This is a genomic window from Cryobacterium sp. TMT4-10 (assembly GCF_004403275.1).
In the GTDB taxonomy this organism is placed as follows: domain Bacteria; phylum Actinomycetota; class Actinomycetes; order Actinomycetales; family Microbacteriaceae; genus Cryobacterium; species Cryobacterium shii.
In genome coordinates this window covers 35,911-58,036 of the sequence record NZ_SOGU01000026.1, presented here as the reverse complement: position 1 = coordinate 58,036, position 22,126 = coordinate 35,911, and the positions used below count along the sequence as shown (strand labels likewise).

Sequence of the window (22,126 nt, the reverse complement as noted above, 5' to 3'; positions counted from 1 at the left end):
CGGGGCCGCGGCGCCGCACGGGCGCGAAAACCCGGGGCGCGCCCGGCCCGGCCGACGGCCGGGCCGCATGCCGGGTGCCGCTCATCCGCACGTCGACCCGGAGCAGCACCAGGTAGGCGGCGCCCGCGAGCGCCAGGGCGGCCGGCTCGGCTCCGCCCGAACGGATGAGACCGGGAACGAGGAGGGGAACAAGCGCCGGCAGCCCGGCGAGCGCCGGCACCCGCGCGATGACGGCCAGCGCGTATGCCAGGATCGCGAGCGCTCCCGCCCCCACGCAGAGCAGGAACAGGATGCCCGGCACCGCGTCAGCCGGCGTGCCCTGCCGCTCGACGGAGATCGCCCCATCGACCGTCAGCTCCCGGAACCGGTCCAGTGTGTCCAGGCTGGGGATCAGCCAGAGCAGCCCCGTTCCGGCCCCGAACACCAGGGTCAGGGCGGCCAGCAGCATCCCGAAGCCGGCGAGGGGCATCAGCGCGGCGCTCAGCCCGAGGCGGCGCAGCCCGGCCGACCCCAAGAGCACGACGCTCGACACGATCGCCATCAGCCACCACCAGCCGGTGCCGAGCAGCAGGGGGCCGAGAGCCCCCTGGGCGATCAACAGCAGCACCAGCACCGCGATCACGAGCGGCCAGTCGGCGGAGGCGCGGCGCCGGGACGGGCGCGCCGGCAGGGGGGCAGGAGCGGGGCCAGGCGCGCGGGCCGGCAGCCGGGCCTCAGGCGCCGTCATCAGCGGCCTGCCTTTCCCCGACGGCGGCCACCCAGGCGCCCGGGATGTCCCGCGCCGTTTGCAGGCGCACGCAGCGCCAGCCGGCGTCCCGCAGCCGCGCCACGGACTCCGGGTTCATGGGGTCCAGCACGAAGGCGACGGAGGACCGGCTCCGGGAGGCCAGGTGAGCGAGTTCGTCCGTGTCCTGCGCGTCGATGTCGACCAGCACCGCGAAGGTCGGCAGCATACGGCCGAGCGGGGACAGGGGCATCCGTGGCCTCCCCGTCGCCCCGGCCGCATCCGCCGGGCGCGTCGCCCCGGCCGCACTCGCCGGTCCGGGGGTGGCCGCCGGCTCGTGGGTGTCCGCCGGCTCATCCGGGTCCGGCGGCTCATCCGGGTCCGCCGGCTCATCCGGGTCCGGCGGTTCGATGCCGGCCAGCAGGACGAGCAGGGACCGAACCTCCCCCGGTTCGCGGAACACCAGTTCCCGCACGTCGCCGGGGTCGCCGCGCAGGCCGCCACCCGCGCGGGCGCTGGCCGGGGCAAGCCGGCCGGGGCCCAGCTCGATCAGGTCCAGCTGGTAGCCGGCCTCGAGCAGGTGGGCGCCGACGGATGCGACGAGCTCGACGGCCACATCGAAGGCCGGGTCGTGGCGGAGGACCTGGTGCCCGCCCGGGCCGGGCATCCGTTTCCGTCGTCCGTGCAGGGCCGTATCGAACACGAGACGGGCCCGCGGCTTGCTCTGTTCCTCCTCCTGCCGCACCATGATCTCGCCGTGGCGCGCGGTGGCCGGCCAGTTCACCCGGCGCAGCTGGTCGCCCGGCCGGTACTCGCGGGCGATCAGCTGATCCGAGTTGTGGTGCACGTGGCGCAGCCGCTCCGGCACCTCGCCGTCGCCACGGACGCTCTCCAGGCCCCGACCGGCCAGGTCGGTGACGCGGGGCGTGACGACCAGGTCCTGCGGCTCCCCCACCGTCCACTCGCCGACGGTCAGGCCGAAGGGATCGGGCTGCCCGATCAGGGCCGGCCCACAGGGGTAGACGCCCCGGCGCCGGGGCGTCACGCGGTAATCGAGGTGCACGGTGTCGGCCCCGTCGGCCGCGCCGCCCTCGAATCGGTCGAGCCCCGGCAGCGTCGCTCCGGGCGGCACGGCCAGGGCTTCCGGGGCCGCATCCCGCCACCGCAGGCCGGTCACGGCCCGGGACGAGAGATTGCAGAGGGTGAGCGCCACGGTGGTTTCCCCCCCGGCGGCCACGACGGGCGGGTGGAACGTGCGGGTGACCTGGAGCCGCACGGGTCGCACGGAAACGTAAGCGACGGCGACGACCGGGACCACCAGAAGCAGACAGGCGACGAACAGGAGATCGCGTTGATTGCTGACCAGCGAGTAGAGGAGCAGCGGGGCCCCGGTGACGAGGAACATCCCCCCGCGGACGGTGAGCCGGGGGAACCAGACCGGTCGGCCGCGCCGCTGCTGGGCTGGCATCGGAATCAGTGGAGTCCGGCGGGACCGAGCGGCACGGGGGTCTCGGCGATGATCCGCCGCACGATCTCCTCGATCAGAGGCCCACTGTCCTGGTGGTGACCGAGCACGCGACCGCTGGCCATCAGCCGGTGGCTGAGCACGGCCAGAGCCAGCGAGTCGATGTCGTCCGGAAGCACGTACTCACGTCCCTGCAGGGCCGCCTGGGCCTTGGCCGCGCGAATGAGCTGCAGGGTGGCCCGGGGGCTCGCCCCCAGACGCAGGTCGCGGTCGTCGCGGGTGGCCCGAACCAGGCTGACCGCGTATTCCTTGACCGCGGCGGACGCGAACACGGCGCGGGCCGCCGTCATCATTCCCCGCAGCTGCGCGCCGGACACGACGGCCTCGATGCCGTCCAGCGGGCTCGTGGCGTCCCGGGAATCGAGCATCATCAGCTCCGACTCCGTGTCGGGATACCCCATCGAGATGCGGGCCATGAACCGGTCCCGCTGGGCCTCCGGCAGGGCGTAGGTGCCTTCCATCTCGATCGGGTTCTGCGTCGCGACGACCGTGAACGGCACCGGCAGCAGATAGGTGAAGCCGTCCACGGTGACCTGGCGTTCCTCCATGCACTCCAGCAGCGCCGACTGGGTCTTCGGACTCGCCCGCTTGATCTCGTCACCGATCACGATGTTCGCGAAGATGGCGCCGGGCTTGAACTCGAACCGGCGGTCCACCTGGTTGAACACCGACACGCCGGTCACGTCGGACGGCAGCAGGTCGGGGGTGAACTGGATCCGGCTCACGGTGCAGTCCAGCGATTTGGCGAGGGCCTTGGCCAGCATGGTCTTCCCCACGCCGGGGACATCCTCGATCAGGAGATGGCCCTGGGCCAGGAGAACCGTCAGCGCCGTGGTCACGGCCTCGTGCTTGCCGTCGATGACCGTCTCGACATTACGGATGATGGCGCGAGCCGCGACCTCGACCATCGGAAGGTCCATCGGGGTCTCCTCGTCCGGAACGGCGGCGGCGCCGACCGCGATCCCCGCGACCGCCGGGACCGTCCCTATCCGAACGGGATATAAGTTCACACGGGTGCCTTTTGCAGGAACTCCGCAACCGCTTCGGGGACGTACGGGGCGATGTCGCCACCGAGGGCGGCGACCTGGCGCACCAGTGAACTGGACACGTGGGCGTGGGCCGGGTCCGGCAGCAGGAAAACGGTTTCGACAGCGGCCAGGTTGCGGTTGACGATCGCCATCGGGGTCTCGTACGCCACGTCCACCTGGGAACGGATGCCCTTGATCAGCACGCTCGCTCCCACCTCGAGGCAGTAGTCGACCAGGAGTCCCATGCTCCAGGAGGCGACCACGATGTTGCCGGCGATCCCGGCGTCGCGGATCGACTTCTGCAGGAGCTCGACCCGGCGGCTGATCGGCAATAACGCCGTCTTGCCCGGGTTGTGCACGACGAGGACATGCAACTCGTCGAAGAGACCGGCCGCCCGCTCGATCACGTCGAGGTGACCCAGTGTGACGGGGTCGAATGATCCGGGGACGACGGCGATCCTGCGCATGGATTCACCCTAGCCCGAGACCGGGAACCTCGCCCCGCCACGCACCAAGTCGGCGGCAGGCCCCCGCAGATACTCAGCCCGTGCACAGGGAGCGCCGGCCGACACGGCTCGTCAGGCACGGCTCGGTGCACACGGCTCGGTGCACACAGGTCAGCTCTTGGTGAGTGATGCCCGTTCGGAATCGTCGAGGCGCCGACGCACCGCCTCCCGCAGCGCCGGGACGCTCTCGAGGAGCGGGTCCTGGTCGCTCAGTCGCTGGGCGTAGCCGCGGGCCTCGCCGATCAGGACCCCGTCGGTGGCCACCCGGAGCAGGCGCAGTGAGGAGCGGCCGCCGGACTGGTTCAGGCCGAGCACGTCGCCTTCCCGGCGCAGCTCGAGGTCGACCTGCGCCAGTTCGAAGCCGTCCAGGGTGGCCGCGACCGCCTCGACCCGCTCCCGGGCCAGCGACTCGGCCTCCGCGGACGTGACGAGCAGGCAGAGCCCGGGCACGCCCCCGCGGCCCACCCGGCCGCGCAACTGGTGCAGCTGGGACACGCCGAACCGGTCGGCATCCATCACCACCATCGCGGAGGCGTTGGGCACGTCGACGCCGACCTCGATCACCGTCGTGGCGACGAGCACGTCGATCTCCCCGGCGGCGAAGGACCGCATGGTCTGGTCTTTCTGTTCGCTGGTCATGCGGCCATGCAGGGGCTCGATGCGGGCGGACGCGAGCACCGGGTTGCGGCGGAGTTCGGCGAGCACGGTCTCGACGTCGGCCGGTGCCGACACTGACGCCGATGCCGATGCCGACGCCTCGGGGTCGGCGATCTCGCCCTCCTCGAGCTGCTTCGGGGAGATCGCCGCGCAGACCACGAACGCCTGGCGTTTCTGGGCGAGCTCTTCCGCCAGCCGGCTCCACACCCGGGTGACCCAGGCGGGTTTCTCGAAGAGCGGCACCACGAACGTCTCGATGCCCTGCCGGCCCTCGGGCAGCTCCGCGATCGTGCTCACGTCGAGGTCGCCGAACACGGTCATGGCCACGGTGCGCGGAATGGGCGTGGCCGTGAGCACCAGCACATGGGGCGGGAGGGCGCCCTTCTGCCGAAGCGCCTCACGCTGATCGACGCCGAATCGGTGTTGCTCATCGACGACGACCAGGCCGAGGTCGAAGAAGGTGACCTTCTCGCCCAGTAGCGCGTGAGTGCCGATCACGATCTGAGCTTGCCCGGACACCGTGCGCAGCAACGCCTTGCGGCGCTCCGCGACGGGCAGCTGCCCCGTGATCAGGGTGGGCATCAGCTCGACCGACAGTTCGGGGCCGAGCGCGCGCGCGATCGAGCGCAGGTGCTGGGCCGCCAGGACCTCGGTGGGGGCGAGCAACGCGGCCTGACCGCCGGAGTCCGCCACTGCGAGCATGGCCCGCAAGGCCACGACCGTCTTGCCGGAACCGACCTCCCCCTGCACGAGCCGGTTCATCGGGGACGTCTGGGCGATATCGTCGGCGATCTCCGCCGCTACGTTCTGCTGGTCGTCGGTGAGGGTGAACGGCAGCGCGGCGTCGAACCGGTCGAGGAACCCGCCGGGCGCGGGAACGCGCGCGACGGTCTTCTGCGCCCGCGCCTCGTTTCGCTGCTGCACCAGGGCGCTCTGCAGCACGAAGGCCTCCGTGAACCGCAGGGTGTCCCGGGCGCGGCGCCAGTCCGAGTCGGTCTCCGGCTGGTGGATGAGCTCGAGCGCCCGGCCGTGCGGGAGCAGCCCACGCTCGGAGCGCACCTCGGTCGGGATCGGGTCCGGAACGGGGCCGAGGCTGTCGAGCACAAGCTCGATCGTCTGGGCGATCTGCCAGCTGGCCACCGTGTTCGTGGCCGGGTAGATGGCGATGGGCTGCTCGATCCAGAGTTTGGCGGCCGCGGCATCCGTGGGCATCTCGGGCTCGTCTTCGGCACCTGGGCCGAACAGCCGGTAGGTCGGGTGGGTGAGCTGCAGGTGCCCCCGGTAGTCGGTGACCTTGCCGGCGAACATGCCGCGCATGCCGGGCCGGAGCTGTTTAGCCCGCCAGGACTGGTTGAACCAGGTGAGGCTGAGGATTCCGCGACCGTCGGAGATCTTCACCTCGACGATCGACCCCTTGCGGGCCTTCATCGGGCGCTCCTCGACCGTGCGGATCTCGGCGACGATCGTCACGTTCTCATCGAGTGGCAACAGGCTGATCGAGGACAGCTCGCCGCGGCGGGCGTAGCGGCGCGGGTAGTGGCTGAGCAGGTCGCCGACGGTTTCGACGCCGAAGGCCTTGACCAGGGCGACGGCCGTCTTGCCGCCGACCACGTTCTGCAGCTTCGTGTCGAGGGTCACCGGGGGCAGGGCGTTCTCCGCGGCCTCCGAATCGGTCATGCTTCGATCGTAGACAACACTGCCGACACCGGTCACCGGTCACCGGGCCGGCCGGGGGACGGGGACGATAAACTCGATCCCGTTATGACGCGAATCGTTGCCGGTTTTGCCGGTTCCCTGCCCCTGGCGGTCCCCCGGACCGGCACCCGACCCACCAGCGACCGCGTGCGCGAGGCGATCTTCTCCGCGCTCGACGCGCGCGACATCATCCGTGGCACCCGGGTTCTCGACCTCTACGCGGGGTCGGGCGCGCTGGGCCTGGAGGCGGCCAGCCGGGGAGCGCGGATCGTGACGCTGGTCGAGAACGGCTTCGGCGCCGCCGCGCTGTGCCGCAAGAACGCGGAGGCCGTGCTGCGGGCCGCCCCGAAGAAGGACGCCCCGAAGATCAAGGTGACGGCGCAGGCCGTGCAGTCGTTTCTGGCCAGCACCGGCGACGGCTTCGACCTCGTCTTCCTCGACCCGCCGTACGACCTCCCCGAGGCCGAACTCGGCCACAACCTCGCTGCGCTGACGCCCCTGCTGGACCCGGATGCCCTCGTGGTCGTGGAGCGGAGCTCGCGCTCGCCCGAGCCGGAGTGGGGCCCCGGCCTCGAGGCCGACCGGCGCAAGGACTACGGCGACACCACCGTCTGGTACGCGTCACTGGCGCGGCCCGCGACCGACTGAGCGGGTCGCCGGCGTCCGTCACGGGCCTCGCGGCGCAGGTTGTGGCCGGCGGCGCAGGTTCCAGCGTGCGCCCGCGGGCACAGGGTGCGCCGCGACGCGCTCGGGGTCGCGGATGCCCGGGTCGCGCTCGGGGTCGCGGATGCCCGGGGTCGCCGGCTCAGCGGACGGAGCCGTCCCAGCCTCGGTAGGGGTCCCAGCCGCCCTGGCCGTGCGGGCGGCCATCGAGCAGGATCGTGCCGGCGGCATCCGTGACCGTGCCCAGCGCCCGGAAACCGTCCGGAAGGTCGGTGCCGGCCGGGAATGTCGCGAGGAGGCCGTGGTCCTCGCCTCCGCCGAGGGCACGCTCGACGTTCTCGCCGAGGGCGGCGCGGTCGAAGTCGATGCCCACGCCGCTGGCCCGAGCGAGGCGGCCGGCGTCGATCGCGAGACCGTCCGACACGTCCAGCATGGCCGTCGCGCCGGCGAGGGCGGCAGCCGGGCCCCGGTCGATGGGCGGCACCGGGGCGAGCTGGGCGGCGACTTCCTCGGGATGCTGCGCCCGCAGCGCCGCCGCGAGCTCGGCATCCGGGACCCCGTCGGCGTCCACGGCGAGCCGGAACAGCAGCTCGAGGCCCTGTGCAGCCTCACCGAGACGCCCCGCCAGCGCAACGACGTCGCCTGGCCGCGCCCCGGAGCGGAGGACGGGCCCGCGCCCCTCCAGGTCGCCGAAGGCCGTCACGGCGAGCGTCAGGGCGTCCGAGGCGGACAGGTCGCCGCCGACGACCCCGCAGCCGGGCGCCAACGCCTCGCAGCAGTCCCGCAGGCCGTCCGCGATGCCCTCGATCACGCCGATCGGCGTCGACGGGGGTGCGGCGATCGCCACCACCAGCGCGGTGGGGCGTGCGCCCATCGCAGCGACATCGGACAGGTTCGTGGCCGCGGCCTTCCAGCCGAGGTCGTGCGGGCTCGACCAGGCGAGACGGAAGTCCGGCCCCTGGATCATCATGTCCGTGGTGACGACGTAGCGGCCGTCCGGGGCCGACAGCACGGCGGCGTCGTCCCCCGGGCCCAGGAGCTGGGCGGCCGCGCCCGGCAGCCGGGGGAAGATGCGGGCGAGCACCTCCCCTTCGCTCAGATCGGCCAGGGTTTCTCTCGCCGGCGTCTCACTCGTGGGGAGCATCGCGCCCGCAGCATTCGTCATGCATCAAACGGTAGCCTGAATGCAATGACCTCCCGCATCCGCCTCCTCCGTGCCGGCCTCACGATCACCCTCGTGACGGGCAGCGTGCTGCTCACCGGCTGCACCGCCATCGTGCCGATGGAACCGGCGACGGATGCCGTCAACCCCACCTGCGCCGACCTGATCGTGCGCCTGCCGACCACGGTCGCATCCCTGCCGGAGCGGGAGACCAACGCCCAGTCAACCGGCGCCTGGGGCACCCCGTCGGCCGTGCTACTGCACTGCGGCGTGGACGTGCCCGCCCCGACCACCCTGCCCTGCCTCACCGTCAACGGCATCGACTGGATCGAAGACGACACCGACGCCCCCCTGTATCGGTACACCACCTACGGCCGCGACCCGGCCACGGAGCTGGTGATCGACTCGGACAAGGTCAGCGGTTCGACGGTGCTGGTGGACCTGGCCAACGCGGTGGAGAACATCCCCGCGACCGGCAAGTGCCTCGGCGCCGAAGACCTGCTGCTGCCGACCGACGGCGAGACCGCGGCCCCGGCCCAGTAACCGCACGCCCGGCCCGCAGAGCCCCGGCAGCCCCGCCGGCTCGCCGGCTCGCCAAGCCCGCCGAACCGTGAGTTCGGCCCCACTTTCGTGCCGGCGGAGGGGCGGAACTCACGGCTCGACGAGGTTTCGCGACGAGGTTTCGCGGAGCGGCAACGGCACCTTGGCCGCCGCGCCTGCCTCCTGCCTCGGCAACGGGGGCATTGTCAAGTGTTACGTCTCATGCCGTCACGCCGCGACGTCCGGGAGCGCGGCCACCGGTGGGCACGTAACGTCTCCGGGGAGTCGCCGCCGGTTGGCTGCGGCCACTGATGGACGGGGACACGACATGCTTCTGACCGGACTCGGCCTGGGCGTCGCCCTGGGCTTCACCATGCAGCGGGGCAGGTTCTGCGTGACCGGAGCATTCCGGGACCTCTGGATCACGGGCAGCACCCGCTGGCTGACCGCCTTCCTGATCGTCATCGCCGTGCAGAGTGTGGGCGTATTCGCCCTCGACGCGGCAGGTGTCATCACCCTCGACCCCCAGCCGTTCGCCTGGCTGGCCACGATCCTCGGCGCGTTCATCTTCGGTTTCGCCATCGTGCTGGCCGGCGGATGCGCCACGGGCACCTACTACCGCGCCGGCGAGGGTCTGGTGGGCAGCTGGTTCGCCCTGATCTTCTACGCCCTCTTCGCCGCCATCTCGAAAACCGGCGCGCTGTCCGCCCCGGTCGCGGCGCTCCGCGGCATCACCGTGGAGGGTTCCACCATCCACGGTGTCCTCGGCATCTCACCGTGGGTGCTGGTCGCGCTGCTCGTCACCGGCGTCGGACTGCTGGCCCGGTATCACCTGCGTCGGCGGTCGCCCCTGACGCTCGCGTCCCTCCCGGCCCGCACCAGCGGCATCCGTCACCTCCTTTTCGAGAAGAAGTGGGGCGCGTTCACCACGGCACTGATCATCGCACCGCTCGCCATCCTCGCCTGGCCGCTCAGCTGGGCAACCGGCCGCGAGTCCGGGCTCGGCGTCACCGGGCCGTCCTCGAACATCGTCAACTACCTCGTGCGCGGCGATCCCCAGGCGATCGACTGGGGCGTCTACCTGGTGATCGGCATCCTGCTCGGCTCCTTCATCGCCGCCAGAGGCAGCGGCGAGTTCCGCGTGCGGCTGCCCGATGCCACCACGACCATCCGCAGCATCATCGGCGGGGCGCTGATGGGCGTCGGAGCTAGCCTGGCCGGCGGCTGCACCATCGGCAACGGCATGGTCGACACCGCCACCTTCGGCCTCCAGGGCTGGGTATCGCTGGTCTTCATGATCATCGGCACCGGCGCCGCGACGCGCCTCTTCATCACCGGGTCCGCGCGGGTCGGGGTCTCCCCCGTCCGCATCCCGGTCCCCCGGTAGCTACCCGCATCAACCAGCATCACCCCGCATCACCCAAGAAAAGGAAGCCCGACATGGCACAGTACGTACTCGAAACCGACGGTCAGGTCTGCCCATTCCCGCTCGTGGAGGCCGGTGACGCCATCCTGAAGCTCGACCTCGGCGACGAACTCACCATCAACTTCGACTGCACCCAGGCGACGGATGCCCTACCGCGCTGGGCCGCCGAGAACGGCTACCCGGTCACCCATTTCGATCGCGTCGGGGACGCCCACTGGACCATCACGGTGCAGAAGGCGTAGCCCCGGCAAGAGCCCCAAGACCCCGCCGAGCCGTGAGAAGCGCCCCTGAAAAATCAAAAAACGGGGGCGAAACTCACGGCTCGGCGGGACCGAGCCCGGGCCTTTTGGGGGTGGGGGTGGCGGGACGGGCGGGGACAGCGGGACGGGCGGGGACAGCGGGACGGGCGGGGTGCGGCTGGTTAGACCGACAGGCGCAGTGCGGCGGGAAGGGCGCGGCGGGCCAGCGCCACCGCGATCAGCTCGTCGATCAGCTGCGGGTAGGTGTACCCGGTGGCGAGCCAGCAGGTCGGGAACATCGAGATCGGGGTGAACCCGGGCATGGTGTTGATCTCGTTGATGACCCAACCGTCCCCGGTCAGGAAGAAGTCCACCCGGGCCAGGCCGGCGCCGTCGATCGCGTCGAACGCGCGGATGGCGAGGTCCTGCATCTCGGCCACTTCCCCGGCGCCGAGAGCCGCGGGGCAGACGAGTTCGATCCCGTCCGCGCCGAGGTACTTGGCGGCGAAGTCGTAGAAGTCACGTCCGGTGACGCGCACCTCTCCCGGCACGGATGCCCGGGTCGGCTCCCCCGGACGGCCCTGCAGCACGCCGATCTCGAGTTCGCGTCCCGACAGGCCGGCCTCGATCAGTACCTTGCTGTCTTCGGCGAGGCCCACCCGCATCGCCTCGGCCAGCTGGTCCAGGTGCGCCACGCGGCTGACGCCGACGCTCGACCCGGCCCGGGCGGGCTTCACGAACACGGGCAGCCCGAGCTGCTCGGCGGCGGCGAACGCCATGCCGGGCGCCTCGGCCCACTCGGCCGCCGTGATGGTGCGCCACGGGGCCACCGGCAGGGCGGCCTGTTGGAAGACGGTTTTGGTGAAGTGCTTGTCCATGCCCAGCGCCGACGCCAGCACGCCCGAGCCGACGTACGGCAGGCCGACCAGTTCGAGCAGCCCCTGCACGGTCCCGTCCTCGCCGAACGGACCGTGCAGGATCGGGAAGACCACGTCCACGTTGCCGAGCGAACGGTACCCGGCGCCGTCGCTGACGGTCAGCTGGCGGCTGAGGCTGCTCTCCGGCCACCGCACCCGGGTGCCGTTGTCGAACACCTCCGGCAGTTCCGCGGCGTCCAGGGCGAACCGGACCGGGTCATCCGCTTCGAGCACGAAGGCTCCGTCGCGGGTGATCCCGATCGGGATGACGTTGTAGCGGTCGCGGTCAATCGCCGCGAGGACGCCCCCCGCTGTGGCGCAGCTGATCGAATGTTCGCTTGAACGACCCCCAAAGAGCAGCGCTACCGTGAGCTTGTCCATCATTCGTCCTTTCGCCCTGCGGCTCAGCCGAGTCCGTGGTGAGGTGCGGGGCGAGGTCCCGCGGTTTTAGAGTACCGGCCAGCACCTGGCGGACCTGCTCGACGATGGGCATGTCCACCCCCTTGGCACGGGCGAGATCGAGAATAGGGCCGACGGATGCGAGGCCTTCGGTGGTCTGCTGCATCTGCTTGACGACGTCGGCGATGCCGTAACCCTGGCCGAGGAGGCGTCCGGCGGTGTTGTTCCGCGAGAGCGGCGACTGGCAGGTGGCGATCAGGTCGCCCAGGCCGGCGAGGCCGGCCAGCGTCTCCGGATGCGCGCCGTACGCCACCGCGAAGTCGGTCATCTCGACCAGGCCCCGGGTGATGATCGACGCCTTGGTGTTCTCGCCGTAGCCGACGCCGTCGACGATGCCGATGGCCACGGCGATGAGGTTCTTGAGCACGCCGCCGAATTCAGTGCCGATGACATCCGTGTTCACATACGACCGGAAGTAGCGGTTGCGGGCCAGCATGGCGACGGCCTGGGCGGTCTCGAGGCTGTTGGAGGAGACGACGGCGGCCGTCGGCTGCTCCTTCGCGATCTCGAGGGCCAGGTTGGGGCCGGAGATGGCCGCGATCAGGTCAGGGTCGATCGGGAGGAGCTCGGCGATGATCTGGCTCATCCGAAGCCCGGAGCCGCGCTCGACGCCCTTCATCAGCGACACCACGATCGCGCCGGGGGCCAGGAACGGTTCGGCCAGGATCAGGTTCTCGCGCAGCGACTGGCTCGGCACGGACACGAACACCTGCTCGGCGCCGGCCAGGGCCAGGTCGAGCCTGGACGTGGCGCGGAGGCCGACCGGCAGGTTGATGCCGGGGAGGTAGTCACTGTTGCGCCGGGCCTCGGTGATCTCCCGGGCGAGTTCGGGGCGCCGGGCCCAGAGCACGACATCCGCCCCGCCGTCGGTGAGGATCTTCGCGAACGTCGTTCCCCAGCTTCCGGCTCCGAGAACGGCGACGCGTTTGCCTGGCAGGATCTTAGGCTTCAAAACGGCCGGTCTCTTTCTGGTCGTGCTCGGCCGGGTTCCAGCGCTTGGTCGGCGCCGTTTCACCCCGAAGGTCTTCGAGCAGCTGGGTGATGGCGTCCATGACGACCTTGGTCGCCTCGTTCAGGGTGGCCGAATCGAGGTTGCGGCCGCGGAACTCGGCGAGGTCGAGCGGATCGCCGATCTTGACGAGCACGGTCCTGCGCGGGAACAGGCTCAGCTTCTTCGAGTAGCGCGGCATGATCTGCTGGGCACCCCAGTGGGCGACGGGGACGACCGGGATGCCCCGTTCCAGGGCTATCCGCACGGCGCCGGACTTGCCGCGCATCGGCCACAGGTCAGGGTCGCGGGTCAGCGACCCCTCCGGGTAGACCACGACCATCTGCCCGCGTTCGACGAGACGCTCGGCGGCCTTGACCGGCTCACTGCCGCGCACGCTGCCGCCGCGCTGCACCGGGATCTGCCCGGATTTGCGCAGCAGCCAGCCGAGCCCCGGGAGCGTGAAGACGGATGCCTTCGCCAGGAACCGCGGCGCCCGCCCCAGCTTCCAGCTGAGCACGCCCATCAGGACCGGGTCGATCTCACTGAAGTGGTTGGGCGCCATCACGAATGCTCCGGTGCGCGGGAACTTGCCGACATCGGTGACCTTGAACCGCACGGCCAGGTTGATCACCGGGAGGATGATCAGCGCCAGCGCCCAGAACACGGATGGGCGCCGGGTCTCCGAACGCTCCCGGCCCGGGTTCACGGCTGGGGTGGAGCTGTTGTTCCGGGGCGCTGGATCTGATGCTGGCACGGCCCCATTATCCTTCGAGATCGAAGTCAGCTCCCAACAGTTGAAGCTTGGTGATGAAGTTCTCGTAGCCGCGGCTGATGATGCCGACGTTGCTCACGGTGGACGTGCCGGACGCGGTGAGGGCCGCGATCAGGTGGCTGAAGCCGCCGCGCAGGTCAGGAACCTCGATGTCGGCGCCGTGCAGCTTCGTCGGCCCGGTGATGACGGCCGAGTGGTTGAAGTTGCGCTGGCCGAAGCGGCAGGGGTGCCCGCCCAGGCATTCGCGGTGGATCTGGATGGTCGCGCCCATCTCGACCAGCGCGTCGACGAAGCCGAACCGCTGCTCGTAGACGGTCTCGTGCACGATCGAAACGCCGTGCGCGTGGGTGAGGGCGATCACGAGCGGCTGCTGCCAGTCCGTCATGAAGCCCGGGTGGACATCCGTCTCGATGATGACGGGCTTGAGGTCGCCGCCCGGGTGGTAGAAACGGATGCCGTCGTCTTCGATGTCGAACGCCCCGCCGACCTTGCGGAACACGTTCAGGAAGGTGAGCATCTCGGGCTGGCGGGCGCCGCCGACGAAGATGTCGCCGTCGGTGGCCAGGGCCGCGGCCGCCCAGCTGGCGGCCTCGTTGCGGTCGAACAGGGCGCGGTGGTTGTAGCCTTCGAGCCGTTCGACGCCCTCGATCCGAATCACCCGATCGGTGTCGACCGTGATGACAGCGCCCATCTTCTGCAGGATGTTGATCAGGTCCATGATCTCGGGCTCGATCGCCGCGCCCTTGAGCTCGGTGATGCCCTCCGCGCGCACGGCGGTGAGGAGCACCTGTTCCGTGGCGCCGACGCTCGGGTAGGGCAGGGACACCTTGGTGCCCTTGAGCCCGTTGGGCGCGGACATCCGGATGCCGTTGGGCTGCTTCTCGACGACGGCGCCGAACTTGCGCAGCACGTCCAGGTGGTAGTCGATCGGGCGGTCGCCGATGCGGCAGCCGCCGAGGTCGGGGATGAATGCCTCGCCGAGGCGGTGCAGCAGCGGGCCGCAGAACAGGATCGGGATGCGCGAGGAGCCGGCGTGAGCGTCGATCGCGGCGAAGTGCGCGCTCTCGACGTCCACCGGGTCGAGCTGCAGCTCGCCCGGTTCGGCGCCGTCGGTGACCTTGACGCCGTGCACCTCGAGGAGCTGGCGCACGATGCGCACGTCGCTGATGTTGGGCACGTTCTTGAGCACGCTGGGCGTCTCGCCGAGGAGCGCCGCGACCATGGCCTTGGTGACCAGGTTCTTGGCACCCTTCAGCTCGATCCGGCCGACCAGCGGGATGCCGCCGCGGATGGTGATCCGGTCGCCCTGCAGGCCGACGGCGGCGCCCCAGTTCTGGGCGTTCTCCCGGTTCTGGGCGTCGTCCCTGCTCTGGTCGTCGTCGCGGTTCTTGGCGATTTCGCTGATGGTGTTCACTGTGTTACCTGCTTTGCGGGGAGAGTGCGGGGCCGCCAGGGCTCCCGATAGGATTCGAATTCTTCGATCCGCGCCTCGTCGCGCAGGGTCAGGCCGATGTCGTCGAGGCCTTCGAGCAGGCGCCAACGGGTGTAGTCGTCGATCTCGAACGCAACGCTGAGGTCGCCGACGCGGGCCGTGCGGGAGACCAGGTCGACCGTCAGCTCGATGCCCGGGGCTGCCTCGATGATGTCCCACAGACGCTGCGCGTCGGCCTCGGAGATCTGGCCGGCCAGGAGACCCTGTTTGCCGGCGTTGCCGCGGAAGATGTCACCGAACCGGGGGCTGAGCACCACGTCGAAGCCGTAGTCGCGCAGCGCCCACACGGCGTGCTCGCGCGAGGAACCGGTGCCGAAGTCCGCGCCGGCCACGAGCACGCGGGCGCCCTGGTATTCCGGCCGGTTCAGCACGAAGTCCGGATCGGTGCGCCAGCCGGCGAACAGGGCGTCCTCGAAGCCGGTCCGTGTCACGCGCTTGAGGTACACGGCGGGGATGATCTGGTCGGTGTCGACGTTGGAGCGGCGCAGCGGCAGCGCGATGCCGGTGACTTTGGTGAATTTTTCCATTACTGGTTGTCTCCGTCCTGGACCAGGTCCCACGGGCTGGACAGCGTGCCGCGAATTGCGGTCGCCGCGGCGACGAGCGGCGAAACGAGGTGCGTGCGACCGCCCTTGCCCTGCCTGCCCTCGAAGTTTCGGTTGCTGGTCGAGGCGCACCGCTCGCCCGGGGCCAGCTGGTCGGGGTTCATGCCCAGGCACATCGAGCAGCCCGCGAAGCGCCACTCGGCGCCGAAATCGGTGAAGATCTTGTCGAGGCCCTCGGCCTCGGCCTCGATCCTGACGCGGGCGGAGCCGGGCACGACGAGCATGCGCACCCCGGCGGCCAGGGTGCGGCCCTTGACGATCTCTGCCGCGGCGCGCAGGTCCTCGACCCGGCTGTTGGTGCAGGAGCCGAGGAAGACGGTGTCCACCCGGATCTCCTTCATCGGGGTGCCGGCTGCCAGATCCATGTACTCGAGGGCCCGTTCGGCCGCGGACCGTTCGTTGGCGTCGGGGATGACGGACGGGTCCGGCACGGTCTCGCTCAGCGAGACGCCCTGGCCGGGGTTGGTGCCCCAGGTGACGAAGGGCTCCAGTGCGTAGGCGTCCAGGATCACCTCGGCGTCGAAGGTGGCTCCCTCGTCGGTGGCGAGGGTCTCCCAGTAGGCGACCGCGTCGTCCCAGTCCGCACCGGCCGGCGCGTGGGCGCGGCCGTGCAGGTAGTCGTAGGTGGTCGCATCCGGGGCCACCATGCCGGCGCGGGCACCGGCCTCGATCGACATGTTGCAGATCGTCATGCGCCCCTCCATTGAGAGGGCACGGATGGCGCTGCCGCGGTATTCGAGTACGTAGCCCTGGCCGCCGCCGGTGCCGATCTTCGCGATCACGGCGAGGATGATGTCCTTGGCCGTGACGCCGGGGCGCAGGGTGCCGTCCACGGTGATGGCCATGGTCTTGAACGGCGTCAGCGGCAGGGTCTGGGTGGCCATGACGTGCTCCACCTCGCTGGTGCCGATGCCCAGCGCCATGGCCCCGAAGGCGCCGTGGGTGGAGGTGTGCGAGTCGCCGCAGACGACGGTGATGCCCGGCTGGGTCAGGCCCAGCTGCGGTCCGACGACGTGCACGATGCCCTGTTCGATGTCGCCGAGGGAGTGCAGCCGCACGCCGAATTCCTCGCAGTTGCGGCGGAGGGTCTCGATCTGGGTGCGGCTGGTGAGGTCGGCGATGGGCTTGTCGATCGCGAGCGTCGGAGTGTTGTGGTCTTCCGTGGCGATGGTGAGGTCGGGTCGGCGCAGTCGGCGCCCGGCCAGGCGCAGCCCGTCGAAGGCCTGCGGGCTGGTGACCTCGTGCACGAGGTGCAGGTCGATGTAGATCAGGTCGGGGGTGCCGTCTTCGCCTTTGGCGACGAGGTGCTTGTCCCAGACCTTCTCGGCCAGGGTGCGCGGTCGAACGGCGCCCGGGCCGGCCGTGAATGGTGCGACGGTGTTCGATGCGGCCGCGGGCAGTGTTGCTTCAGTCATGGGTGTGCGTCTTCCTCAACAGTGGGTAATCAGCCGACAACAAACCCCACGACGAGAGAGGCCTCAGAACTGGCACTCGTCGCGGCAGAGAAGGAGGATTCGACCGGGCAGCACCCGAACAGGCTAACACTTCGCGTCTGCACGGTTGCAGTGCGGCGCTCATTCGAGGGCGACCTGGACCGTGAATTGGCCCAGCATCAGCACAGAACCCGGCAGAAGATTCTGCGTCGCCCCCGGCTCGAGATCGGTCCAGGCGCCGTCGGGAACCGTCGCCGACACGCCGTTGGTCGAGTCCAGGTCGGTCACCGAGAGGCCGTGGTCCGCGATGAAGACGACGGCGTGGGTCTTCGACACCGACCGGGCCGGGTCCTGCACGGAGACGAGCCGGGCATCCGGGTGCCCGGGGACCGGGGCCGGGCTGCGCCCCAGCACGACGGCCCCGGCCACGTCGACCGCCTGGCCGTCTTCGAAGGTCAGCAGCCAGCGACGTGGCCGCCTCGGTTCCGCCTGGATCGGCCGGAACGCCGGGAAGGAGGCGCGCATCGTGGTGCTGTCGGTCGCGACCTCGTCGTCCGGGTCCGACTCGTCGGCGGCCGGTGCCGGGCTCAGCCACGGCGGCGGGAGGATGAATCCGGGTTTGTCCACCTCGCCACTCTATCTGCGGTGCGCTGCTTCCTGCGGTGGGCTACTTCGACAGGTCGACCCGGCTCCAGTCCCGTCGGGAGCGGATCCGGAACCGGCTGAACAGGCGGCGCAGCCGGCCGACGGACGTTTCCGCGCGGTGCAGCGAGTCCAGCGCCTCGTTCCAGCTGCGCTCCACCAGCTCGTCGTCGATCTGCTCCCCGTTGAAGACGGCGTGGTCGCAGAGCTCAGCGAGCGGCATCAGACGGATGTCCCCCGTGGCCGGTCCGGCCTGGCCGACCAGCTGGGACTCGACCTCGGTGGCGATCAGCCGCCGGGTGGTGCCCCGCGGCACTTGGAAGCCCAGTTCGGCGTAGCCGTCGGTGACCTCGTCCCAGGCCCCGGCGACCCGGGTGTCCCCGCTGCCGCGGGTGCGGCGCCGGCGACGCCGACGGCCCTTGAGTGCGCCGATGACGAGCACCGGACCCAGGATCAGCAGCATCGGGATCCCGACGATCCCGCCGAGCGCCCAGGCCCAGCCGGGCAGGGTGAAGGCCTTGTCCTTGTCGTCCTTCTTCGTGTCGTCGATCTCGACGGCGGTCAGCAGGTCGTCCGACTGGTTGTCGGACCGCGGGGGCTGGCGCACCTGGGGCTGCGGCACGGACTTCGGTTTCGGAGTCTGGTCCTGCGGCACATCCGTCTGGTCGGGGGTCGGGAAGAACGGGACCCAGCCCACGCCCTCGAACGCGACCTCCACCCAGGCCGTGACGTCGGAACCGGTCACCTCGACGCTCGTGGCCCCGTCGGGCACGGCCGGGGCGAACCCCATCACCACGCGCGCCGGGTAGTTCAGGCTGCGGGCCATCAGCGCCATGGCGGCGGCGTACTGCTCCTGGTCGCCGACCATCTGGCTGCGGGTGAACAGCTCGTCGATGCGGTCCGCGCCGTGCCCGGCCCGGGACGGGATGCCGTCGGAGGCGAGGCCGTGGCTGAGGAATCCCTGCGTTTTCAGGGCCTTCTGGATGGCGCGCAGCTTGTCGATCGGGGTGTCGGCACCGCCGGTGTACTCGGTGGCCTTGGCCACCACGACGTCCGGGATGTTCTCCGCCGCCGGCAGGGACACGGTGGCGACCGGGACCTTCTCCAGGTCTTCGTCCTTGTAGGACTGCTGCACGGCGGCGCGGGTGGTGTACGTGTAGCCGTTCTTCACGCCGCTGGTGAGCACGGAGGTGCCGGTTCCCGCGTTGTAGCGCAGGTTCTCGGCCTCTGCGCTGCTCTTCGAGTCGTCGAAGTCGACCGTGGTGGGATAGCCGACGCCGGGGAGCCAGACATCCGCGTAGCCGGAACCGGTGACGGTGACCGTGCTGAACGCGACGCTGGTGACCAGCGGCGGGTCGGGGATGGTGCGGCCGACCAGGCGGAAGCCGGCCTGCCCGCCCTCGGAGCCGGCGACGCCGGCGACGCCGGCCACGTTCCACAGTTTGCCGTCGTAGGAGTCCATGCTGGCCAGGCGCAGGAGCTGCCCGGTCTGCAGGCCCTCGACCGTGAACAGCGGGGTGTCGGCGAGGGTCTTCGTGTACTGGCGGAACCCGGCCAGCGGGCTCGGGAACTGCAGCGGGTCGAACGGGGGCTGGATCTCCTCGCGCAGCACGAAGCGCTGCGCCTGCACGGGGGCGAGCGCAGCGCCGGCGAGGGCGCCGATCAGCACGGTGCCGAGGATGAGCGTGCCGGTGCCGACCAGCTTGCGCCGGAGCAGCCGGGAGGAGCCCACCCGGTCGGCGGTCGCCAGCTGCGACCGACGCCAGCCGAGCCAGATCAGGGCGATCACGGCGAAGGCGACCCCCCGGATGCCGGCGTAGTAGGCCTCATCCGTTCCCATCAGGATGCCGGCCAGGTAGAGGAGCACCGGCCCGGCCAGGAGCGCGCTCGAGCGCCAGACCGTGCGGGGGCGCAGCGGCAGCCAGCGGGAGGCGAGCATGGTGCCGACGAGGGCGATCAGCCAGGCCGCGAAATAGGGCAGCACCGGCATGTAGTACGGCGCTTCGACCGGGGTGCCGAGGGTGACGATGTCGGCCCAGCCGAACACCGCGCCGAGGGCGAGGCCGGCCGAGGAGGCCAGGCTCGGGAACAGGAGGAGCAGCCCCTGCTGCGGCATGGTGAAGGGCGTGCCGAGCAGGAAGTAGGCGAGGACCGCGGCGAGGACGCTGACCAGGGTGCCGAGGCGGAGCAGGTAGGCCAGGACAGCGATCCCGGTTCCGACGAGGAGTCCGCCCAGGCCGGCGAGGAGGAAGTTGTAGTCCCCGAACGAGGTTTCGAAGCCGAGCACACCGAGCAGGGACAGGGCGCTGAGCACAGCGATGTCGGACCAGGCGCGGGCGGGCAGTCTCTGGGCGGGCACCGAGCGGAGGCGGCTCATCCGTTCACCCGCCGGAGCAGTGCGGGCAGGTCGGTGAGCTGGCCGAGGGTGATCACGGTGAGCCCGGACACGCTGGTGAGCCGGGGGGTCGAGCCGAGTTCCATCCGGAAGGCGAGCGTCTTGGTTTCGGGCCCGAAGAGCGTCTGCACCGCGCGGAACTCGCGCAGTTCGAGCAGCGACCCGGCCACGATCATCACGACGCTGGGGGCCGGCAGCCGGCGGGTGGCGTCGCGGGCGAAGTCGCGCAGCGTCGGGTACAGGTCCGTCACCGGGGCGATCCGGCAGGAATCGTCGAGGAGGGCCACCGCGGTCTTGGTGGTGAGCAGCCGGTCCTCGGTCACCACGCTGACCCGGGTGCCGTCACGGATCACCTGCAGCGCCAGCGAGGCCGTCGCCGACACACCGAGCTCGAATTCCTCGTCCGAGGCGTAGTGGGCGGTTTCTGAGGTGTGCACGATGGTCAGCTGGGACCGGCGGGTCTCCTCGAACTGCCGCACCATCAGCTGGCCGGTGCGCGCCGAGGTGCGCCAGTGCACGTTCCGGAGCGCGTCGCCGGGCACGTAGGCGCGCAGCGCGTGGAAGGAGATGTCGTTGTTGGTGATCTTGCGGGTGATCTCCCCCTCAAGGTCGCGCACCAGGCCCGCCGCGGAGGACTGCAGCCGGGTGGTGACCGGGTGCACGAACAGTTCCACCGGGTCGGTCCACCGCACCGTGCGGCGCAGCAGCCCCAGCTGGTCGCCGCGTACCGACACGGCGGGGCCGGCCACGATGACGGCGCGATGGTGGGTCGGCACGGCGAACAGTTCCTCGTGCCGGACCGCGGGTGCCAGCCCGGGGATCACGAATTCGGCGACCCCGGTGCCGACCGACAGCTCCATCCGCACCGGGAGCAGACTCTTCTCCCCCGAGTTGGCCACGGTCATCTGGCCGAGGGCACGCTCCCCCGCGACGACCCGGTGCGGGTTCAGCGCCACGTCGACGGCGTAGGTCGCGCGTCCGAAGATGAAGACGACCGCGACCAGGAGGGCCGCCAGCAGGGTGGTGGCGAGGTAGGTGAACTCGGCCCACCCGGACAGGCCGCTGATCAGGAAGGCGGCCACGGATGCGGCGAGCGTCAGCCAGCCGACCGGGCCGACGAGATCCGTGACCGGTTTCGCGGCCTGCCAGGCGCGCCGGGCCAGCTGGCCGAGCAGCCGGAAGACCGTGCGCCGGGAGTCGCCGAGGGCTCGCCGGAGCGACACCACGGCGTGTTCCGCCGGGGACACGGGGCGGGGAACCTTCTCGGCGACGCGGGTCATGCGGCGCGGTAGGCGGGTGGTGCGACCTCGACCAGGATCCGGCTGACGATGTCCTCCGCGGTGACGCCGGCGAAGTCGGCCTCCGGGTCGACCATGATGCGGTGCGCGAGCACGGGCACGGCCAGGTCGCGGATGTCGTCGGGGGTGACGTAGGTGCGGGCCTGGGACAGCGCCCACGTCTTCGCGGCGCGGGCCAGCGAGAGCGCGCCGCGCATGCTGACCCCGAGCGTCGAGGACGGATCGGTGCGGGTGGCCGTGACGATCTCGTTCAGGTATCCGAGCACCGATTCGTCGACGAAGACCTCCGAGGCCAGCTGCACCATCGAGTTCACCGAGCTGGAGGCGATGATGGCCGAGATCTTCGAGTCCCTGGCCCGGTTGGACGAGTCGAGGAGCAGGGCGACGGCCGTGTCGTGGTCGGGATAGCCGAGCGAGGTCTTGATCAGGAACCGGTCGAGCTGGGCTTCCGGCAGCGTGTAGGTGCCGGCCTGTTCGACCGGGTTCTGGGTGGCGATGACCATGAAGGGGCTGCCGACCTCGTGGCTCACGCCGTCGACCGTGACTCGTCCCTCCTCCATCACCTCGAGCAGGGCGGACTGGGTCTTCGGGCTGGCCCGGTTGATCTCGTCCGCCAGCACGATCGATGCGAAGATCGGGCCCTTGTGGAACTCGAAGAGTCCCTTGCCCTGGTCGTAGATGGTCACTCCGGTCACGTCGGAGGGCAGCAGGTCCGGCGTGAACTGGATGCGCGAGTTGGTGCCGTCCAGCGTCTTGGCCAGGGCCTTGGCCAGCACGGTCTTGCCGGTTCCGGGGAAGTCCTCCAGCAGCACGTGCCCGCTGGTGAGCATCGCCGCCACGACGAGGCGCACCACCTGGTCCTTGCCGAGGATCGCCTCGTTGACGTTGCCGACGAGGCGTCCGAAGGCCTCGGCGAACCAGTCGGCCTGCTCCTGTGTTACTGCCATTGTGTCTCCT

The 22,126-nt window shown here is 70.7% G+C and carries 20 protein-coding genes; 4 read left to right on the top strand and 16 right to left on the bottom strand.

Annotated features, from left to right (window positions below; all coding sequences use genetic code 11):
* The 5 genes from E3T42_RS03460 to E3T42_RS03440 form a co-directional block, all read right to left on the bottom strand.
* On the bottom strand, positions 1-727 hold a 727-nt coding region (locus E3T42_RS03460; RefSeq protein ID WP_241975803.1), incomplete at its 3' end, for a transglutaminaseTgpA domain-containing protein.
* The gene (locus E3T42_RS03455; RefSeq protein ID WP_134402448.1) at positions 714-2,192 is read right to left on the bottom strand and encodes a DUF58 domain-containing protein; all 1,479 of its coding nucleotides are present in this window, start codon (positions 2,190-2,192) and stop codon (positions 714-716) included. The genes E3T42_RS03460 and E3T42_RS03455, both read right to left, overlap by 14 nt.
* 5 nt (positions 2,193-2,197) lie before the next feature.
* Entirely contained in the window at positions 2,198-3,259 is a 1,062-nt protein-coding gene (locus E3T42_RS03450; protein ID WP_370261616.1) for an AAA family ATPase, read from the bottom strand.
* Positions 3,256-3,744 (bottom strand): pantetheine-phosphate adenylyltransferase, encoded by a 489-nt coding sequence (gene coaD / locus E3T42_RS03445; RefSeq protein ID WP_134368228.1) that lies wholly within the window; start codon positions 3,742-3,744, stop codon positions 3,256-3,258. The genes E3T42_RS03450 and coaD overlap by 4 nt, the downstream gene beginning before the upstream one ends.
* Before the next feature lie 150 nt (positions 3,745-3,894).
* The gene (locus E3T42_RS03440) at positions 3,895-6,117 is read right to left on the bottom strand and encodes an ATP-dependent DNA helicase RecG (protein WP_134368227.1); all 2,223 of its coding nucleotides are present in this window, start codon (positions 6,115-6,117) and stop codon (positions 3,895-3,897) included.
* A gap of 84 nt (positions 6,118-6,201) precedes the next feature.
* Here E3T42_RS03440 and rsmD point away from each other — a divergent pair, with 84 nt between their 5' ends.
* Positions 6,202-6,783: a 16S rRNA (guanine(966)-N(2))-methyltransferase RsmD gene (rsmD, locus tag E3T42_RS03435; RefSeq protein WP_134368226.1), complete on the top strand. Its 582-nt coding sequence runs from the start codon at positions 6,202-6,204 to the stop codon at positions 6,781-6,783.
* Positions 6,784-6,940: 157 nt separating this feature from the next.
* Here the strand turns inward: rsmD and thiL are convergent, their stop codons facing one another.
* Positions 6,941-7,963 carry a thiamine-phosphate kinase gene (gene thiL / locus E3T42_RS03430; protein ID WP_241975802.1) on the bottom strand — a complete coding sequence of 341 codons (1,023 nt, stop codon included), beginning with the start codon at positions 7,961-7,963 and terminating at the stop codon, positions 6,941-6,943.
* 24 nt (positions 7,964-7,987) lie between these two features.
* On the opposite strand from thiL, the gene E3T42_RS03425 reads away from it, so the two are divergent.
* The 3 genes from E3T42_RS03425 (at position 7,988) to E3T42_RS03415 (ending at position 10,168) form a co-directional block, all read left to right on the top strand.
* Positions 7,988-8,503, top strand: coding sequence for a DUF3515 domain-containing protein (locus tag E3T42_RS03425; RefSeq protein WP_134402447.1), 516 nt, complete (start codon positions 7,988-7,990; stop codon positions 8,501-8,503).
* 325 nt (positions 8,504-8,828) lie between these two features.
* Entirely contained in the window at positions 8,829-9,887 is a 1,059-nt protein-coding gene (locus tag E3T42_RS03420) for a YeeE/YedE family protein (RefSeq protein WP_134368224.1), read from the top strand.
* 53 nt (positions 9,888-9,940) lie between these two features.
* Positions 9,941-10,168 carry a sulfurtransferase TusA family protein gene (locus E3T42_RS03415; protein WP_134368223.1) on the top strand — a complete coding sequence of 76 codons (228 nt, stop codon included), beginning with the start codon at positions 9,941-9,943 and terminating at the stop codon, positions 10,166-10,168.
* A gap of 179 nt (positions 10,169-10,347) precedes the next feature.
* Here the strand turns inward: E3T42_RS03415 and E3T42_RS03410 are convergent, their stop codons facing one another.
* The 10 genes from E3T42_RS03410 to E3T42_RS03365 all read right to left on the bottom strand — a co-directional run bounded on the left by E3T42_RS03410 (position 10,348) and on the right by E3T42_RS03365 (position 22,116).
* Positions 10,348-11,466 (bottom strand): D-alanine--D-alanine ligase family protein, encoded by a 1,119-nt coding sequence (locus tag E3T42_RS03410; protein WP_134368222.1) that lies wholly within the window; start codon positions 11,464-11,466, stop codon positions 10,348-10,350.
* Positions 11,369-12,493 carry an NAD(P)H-dependent glycerol-3-phosphate dehydrogenase gene (locus tag E3T42_RS03405; RefSeq protein WP_241975801.1) on the bottom strand — a complete coding sequence of 375 codons (1,125 nt, stop codon included), beginning with the start codon at positions 12,491-12,493 and terminating at the stop codon, positions 11,369-11,371. Before E3T42_RS03405 ends, E3T42_RS03410 begins: the two co-directional genes overlap by 98 nt.
* Positions 12,483-13,286 carry a lysophospholipid acyltransferase family protein gene (locus tag E3T42_RS03400; RefSeq protein ID WP_370261610.1) on the bottom strand — a complete coding sequence of 268 codons (804 nt, stop codon included), beginning with the start codon at positions 13,284-13,286 and terminating at the stop codon, positions 12,483-12,485. The genes E3T42_RS03405 and E3T42_RS03400 overlap by 11 nt, the downstream gene beginning before the upstream one ends.
* Before the next feature lie 7 nt (positions 13,287-13,293).
* Positions 13,294-14,616 (bottom strand): UDP-N-acetylglucosamine 1-carboxyvinyltransferase, encoded by a 1,323-nt coding sequence (gene murA / locus E3T42_RS03395; protein WP_241975804.1) that lies wholly within the window; start codon positions 14,614-14,616, stop codon positions 13,294-13,296.
* A gap of 98 nt (positions 14,617-14,714) precedes the next feature.
* A complete protein-coding gene (gene leuD / locus E3T42_RS03390; protein ID WP_134368221.1) occupies positions 14,715-15,323 on the bottom strand; it encodes a 3-isopropylmalate dehydratase small subunit in 609 nt (202 codons plus the stop codon).
* Positions 15,323-16,816: a 3-isopropylmalate dehydratase large subunit gene (gene leuC, locus E3T42_RS03385; RefSeq protein WP_134402446.1), complete on the bottom strand. Its 1,494-nt coding sequence runs from the start codon at positions 16,814-16,816 to the stop codon at positions 15,323-15,325. The genes leuD and leuC overlap by 1 nt, the downstream gene beginning before the upstream one ends.
* A gap of 159 nt (positions 16,817-16,975) precedes the next feature.
* Positions 16,976-17,461: an FHA domain-containing protein gene (locus tag E3T42_RS03380; RefSeq protein WP_134368219.1), complete on the bottom strand. Its 486-nt coding sequence runs from the start codon at positions 17,459-17,461 to the stop codon at positions 16,976-16,978.
* 40 nt (positions 17,462-17,501) lie between these two features.
* Entirely contained in the window at positions 17,502-19,853 is a 2,352-nt protein-coding gene (locus E3T42_RS03375; protein WP_134402445.1) for a transglutaminase domain-containing protein, read from the bottom strand.
* Positions 19,850-21,151 carry a DUF58 domain-containing protein gene (locus E3T42_RS03370; RefSeq protein WP_134368217.1) on the bottom strand — a complete coding sequence of 434 codons (1,302 nt, stop codon included), beginning with the start codon at positions 21,149-21,151 and terminating at the stop codon, positions 19,850-19,852. The genes E3T42_RS03375 and E3T42_RS03370 overlap by 4 nt, the downstream gene beginning before the upstream one ends.
* Positions 21,148-22,116 carry a MoxR family ATPase gene (locus tag E3T42_RS03365; protein WP_134368216.1) on the bottom strand — a complete coding sequence of 323 codons (969 nt, stop codon included), beginning with the start codon at positions 22,114-22,116 and terminating at the stop codon, positions 21,148-21,150. Before E3T42_RS03365 ends, E3T42_RS03370 begins: the two co-directional genes overlap by 4 nt.
* Positions 22,117-22,126 lie beyond the last annotated feature (10 nt).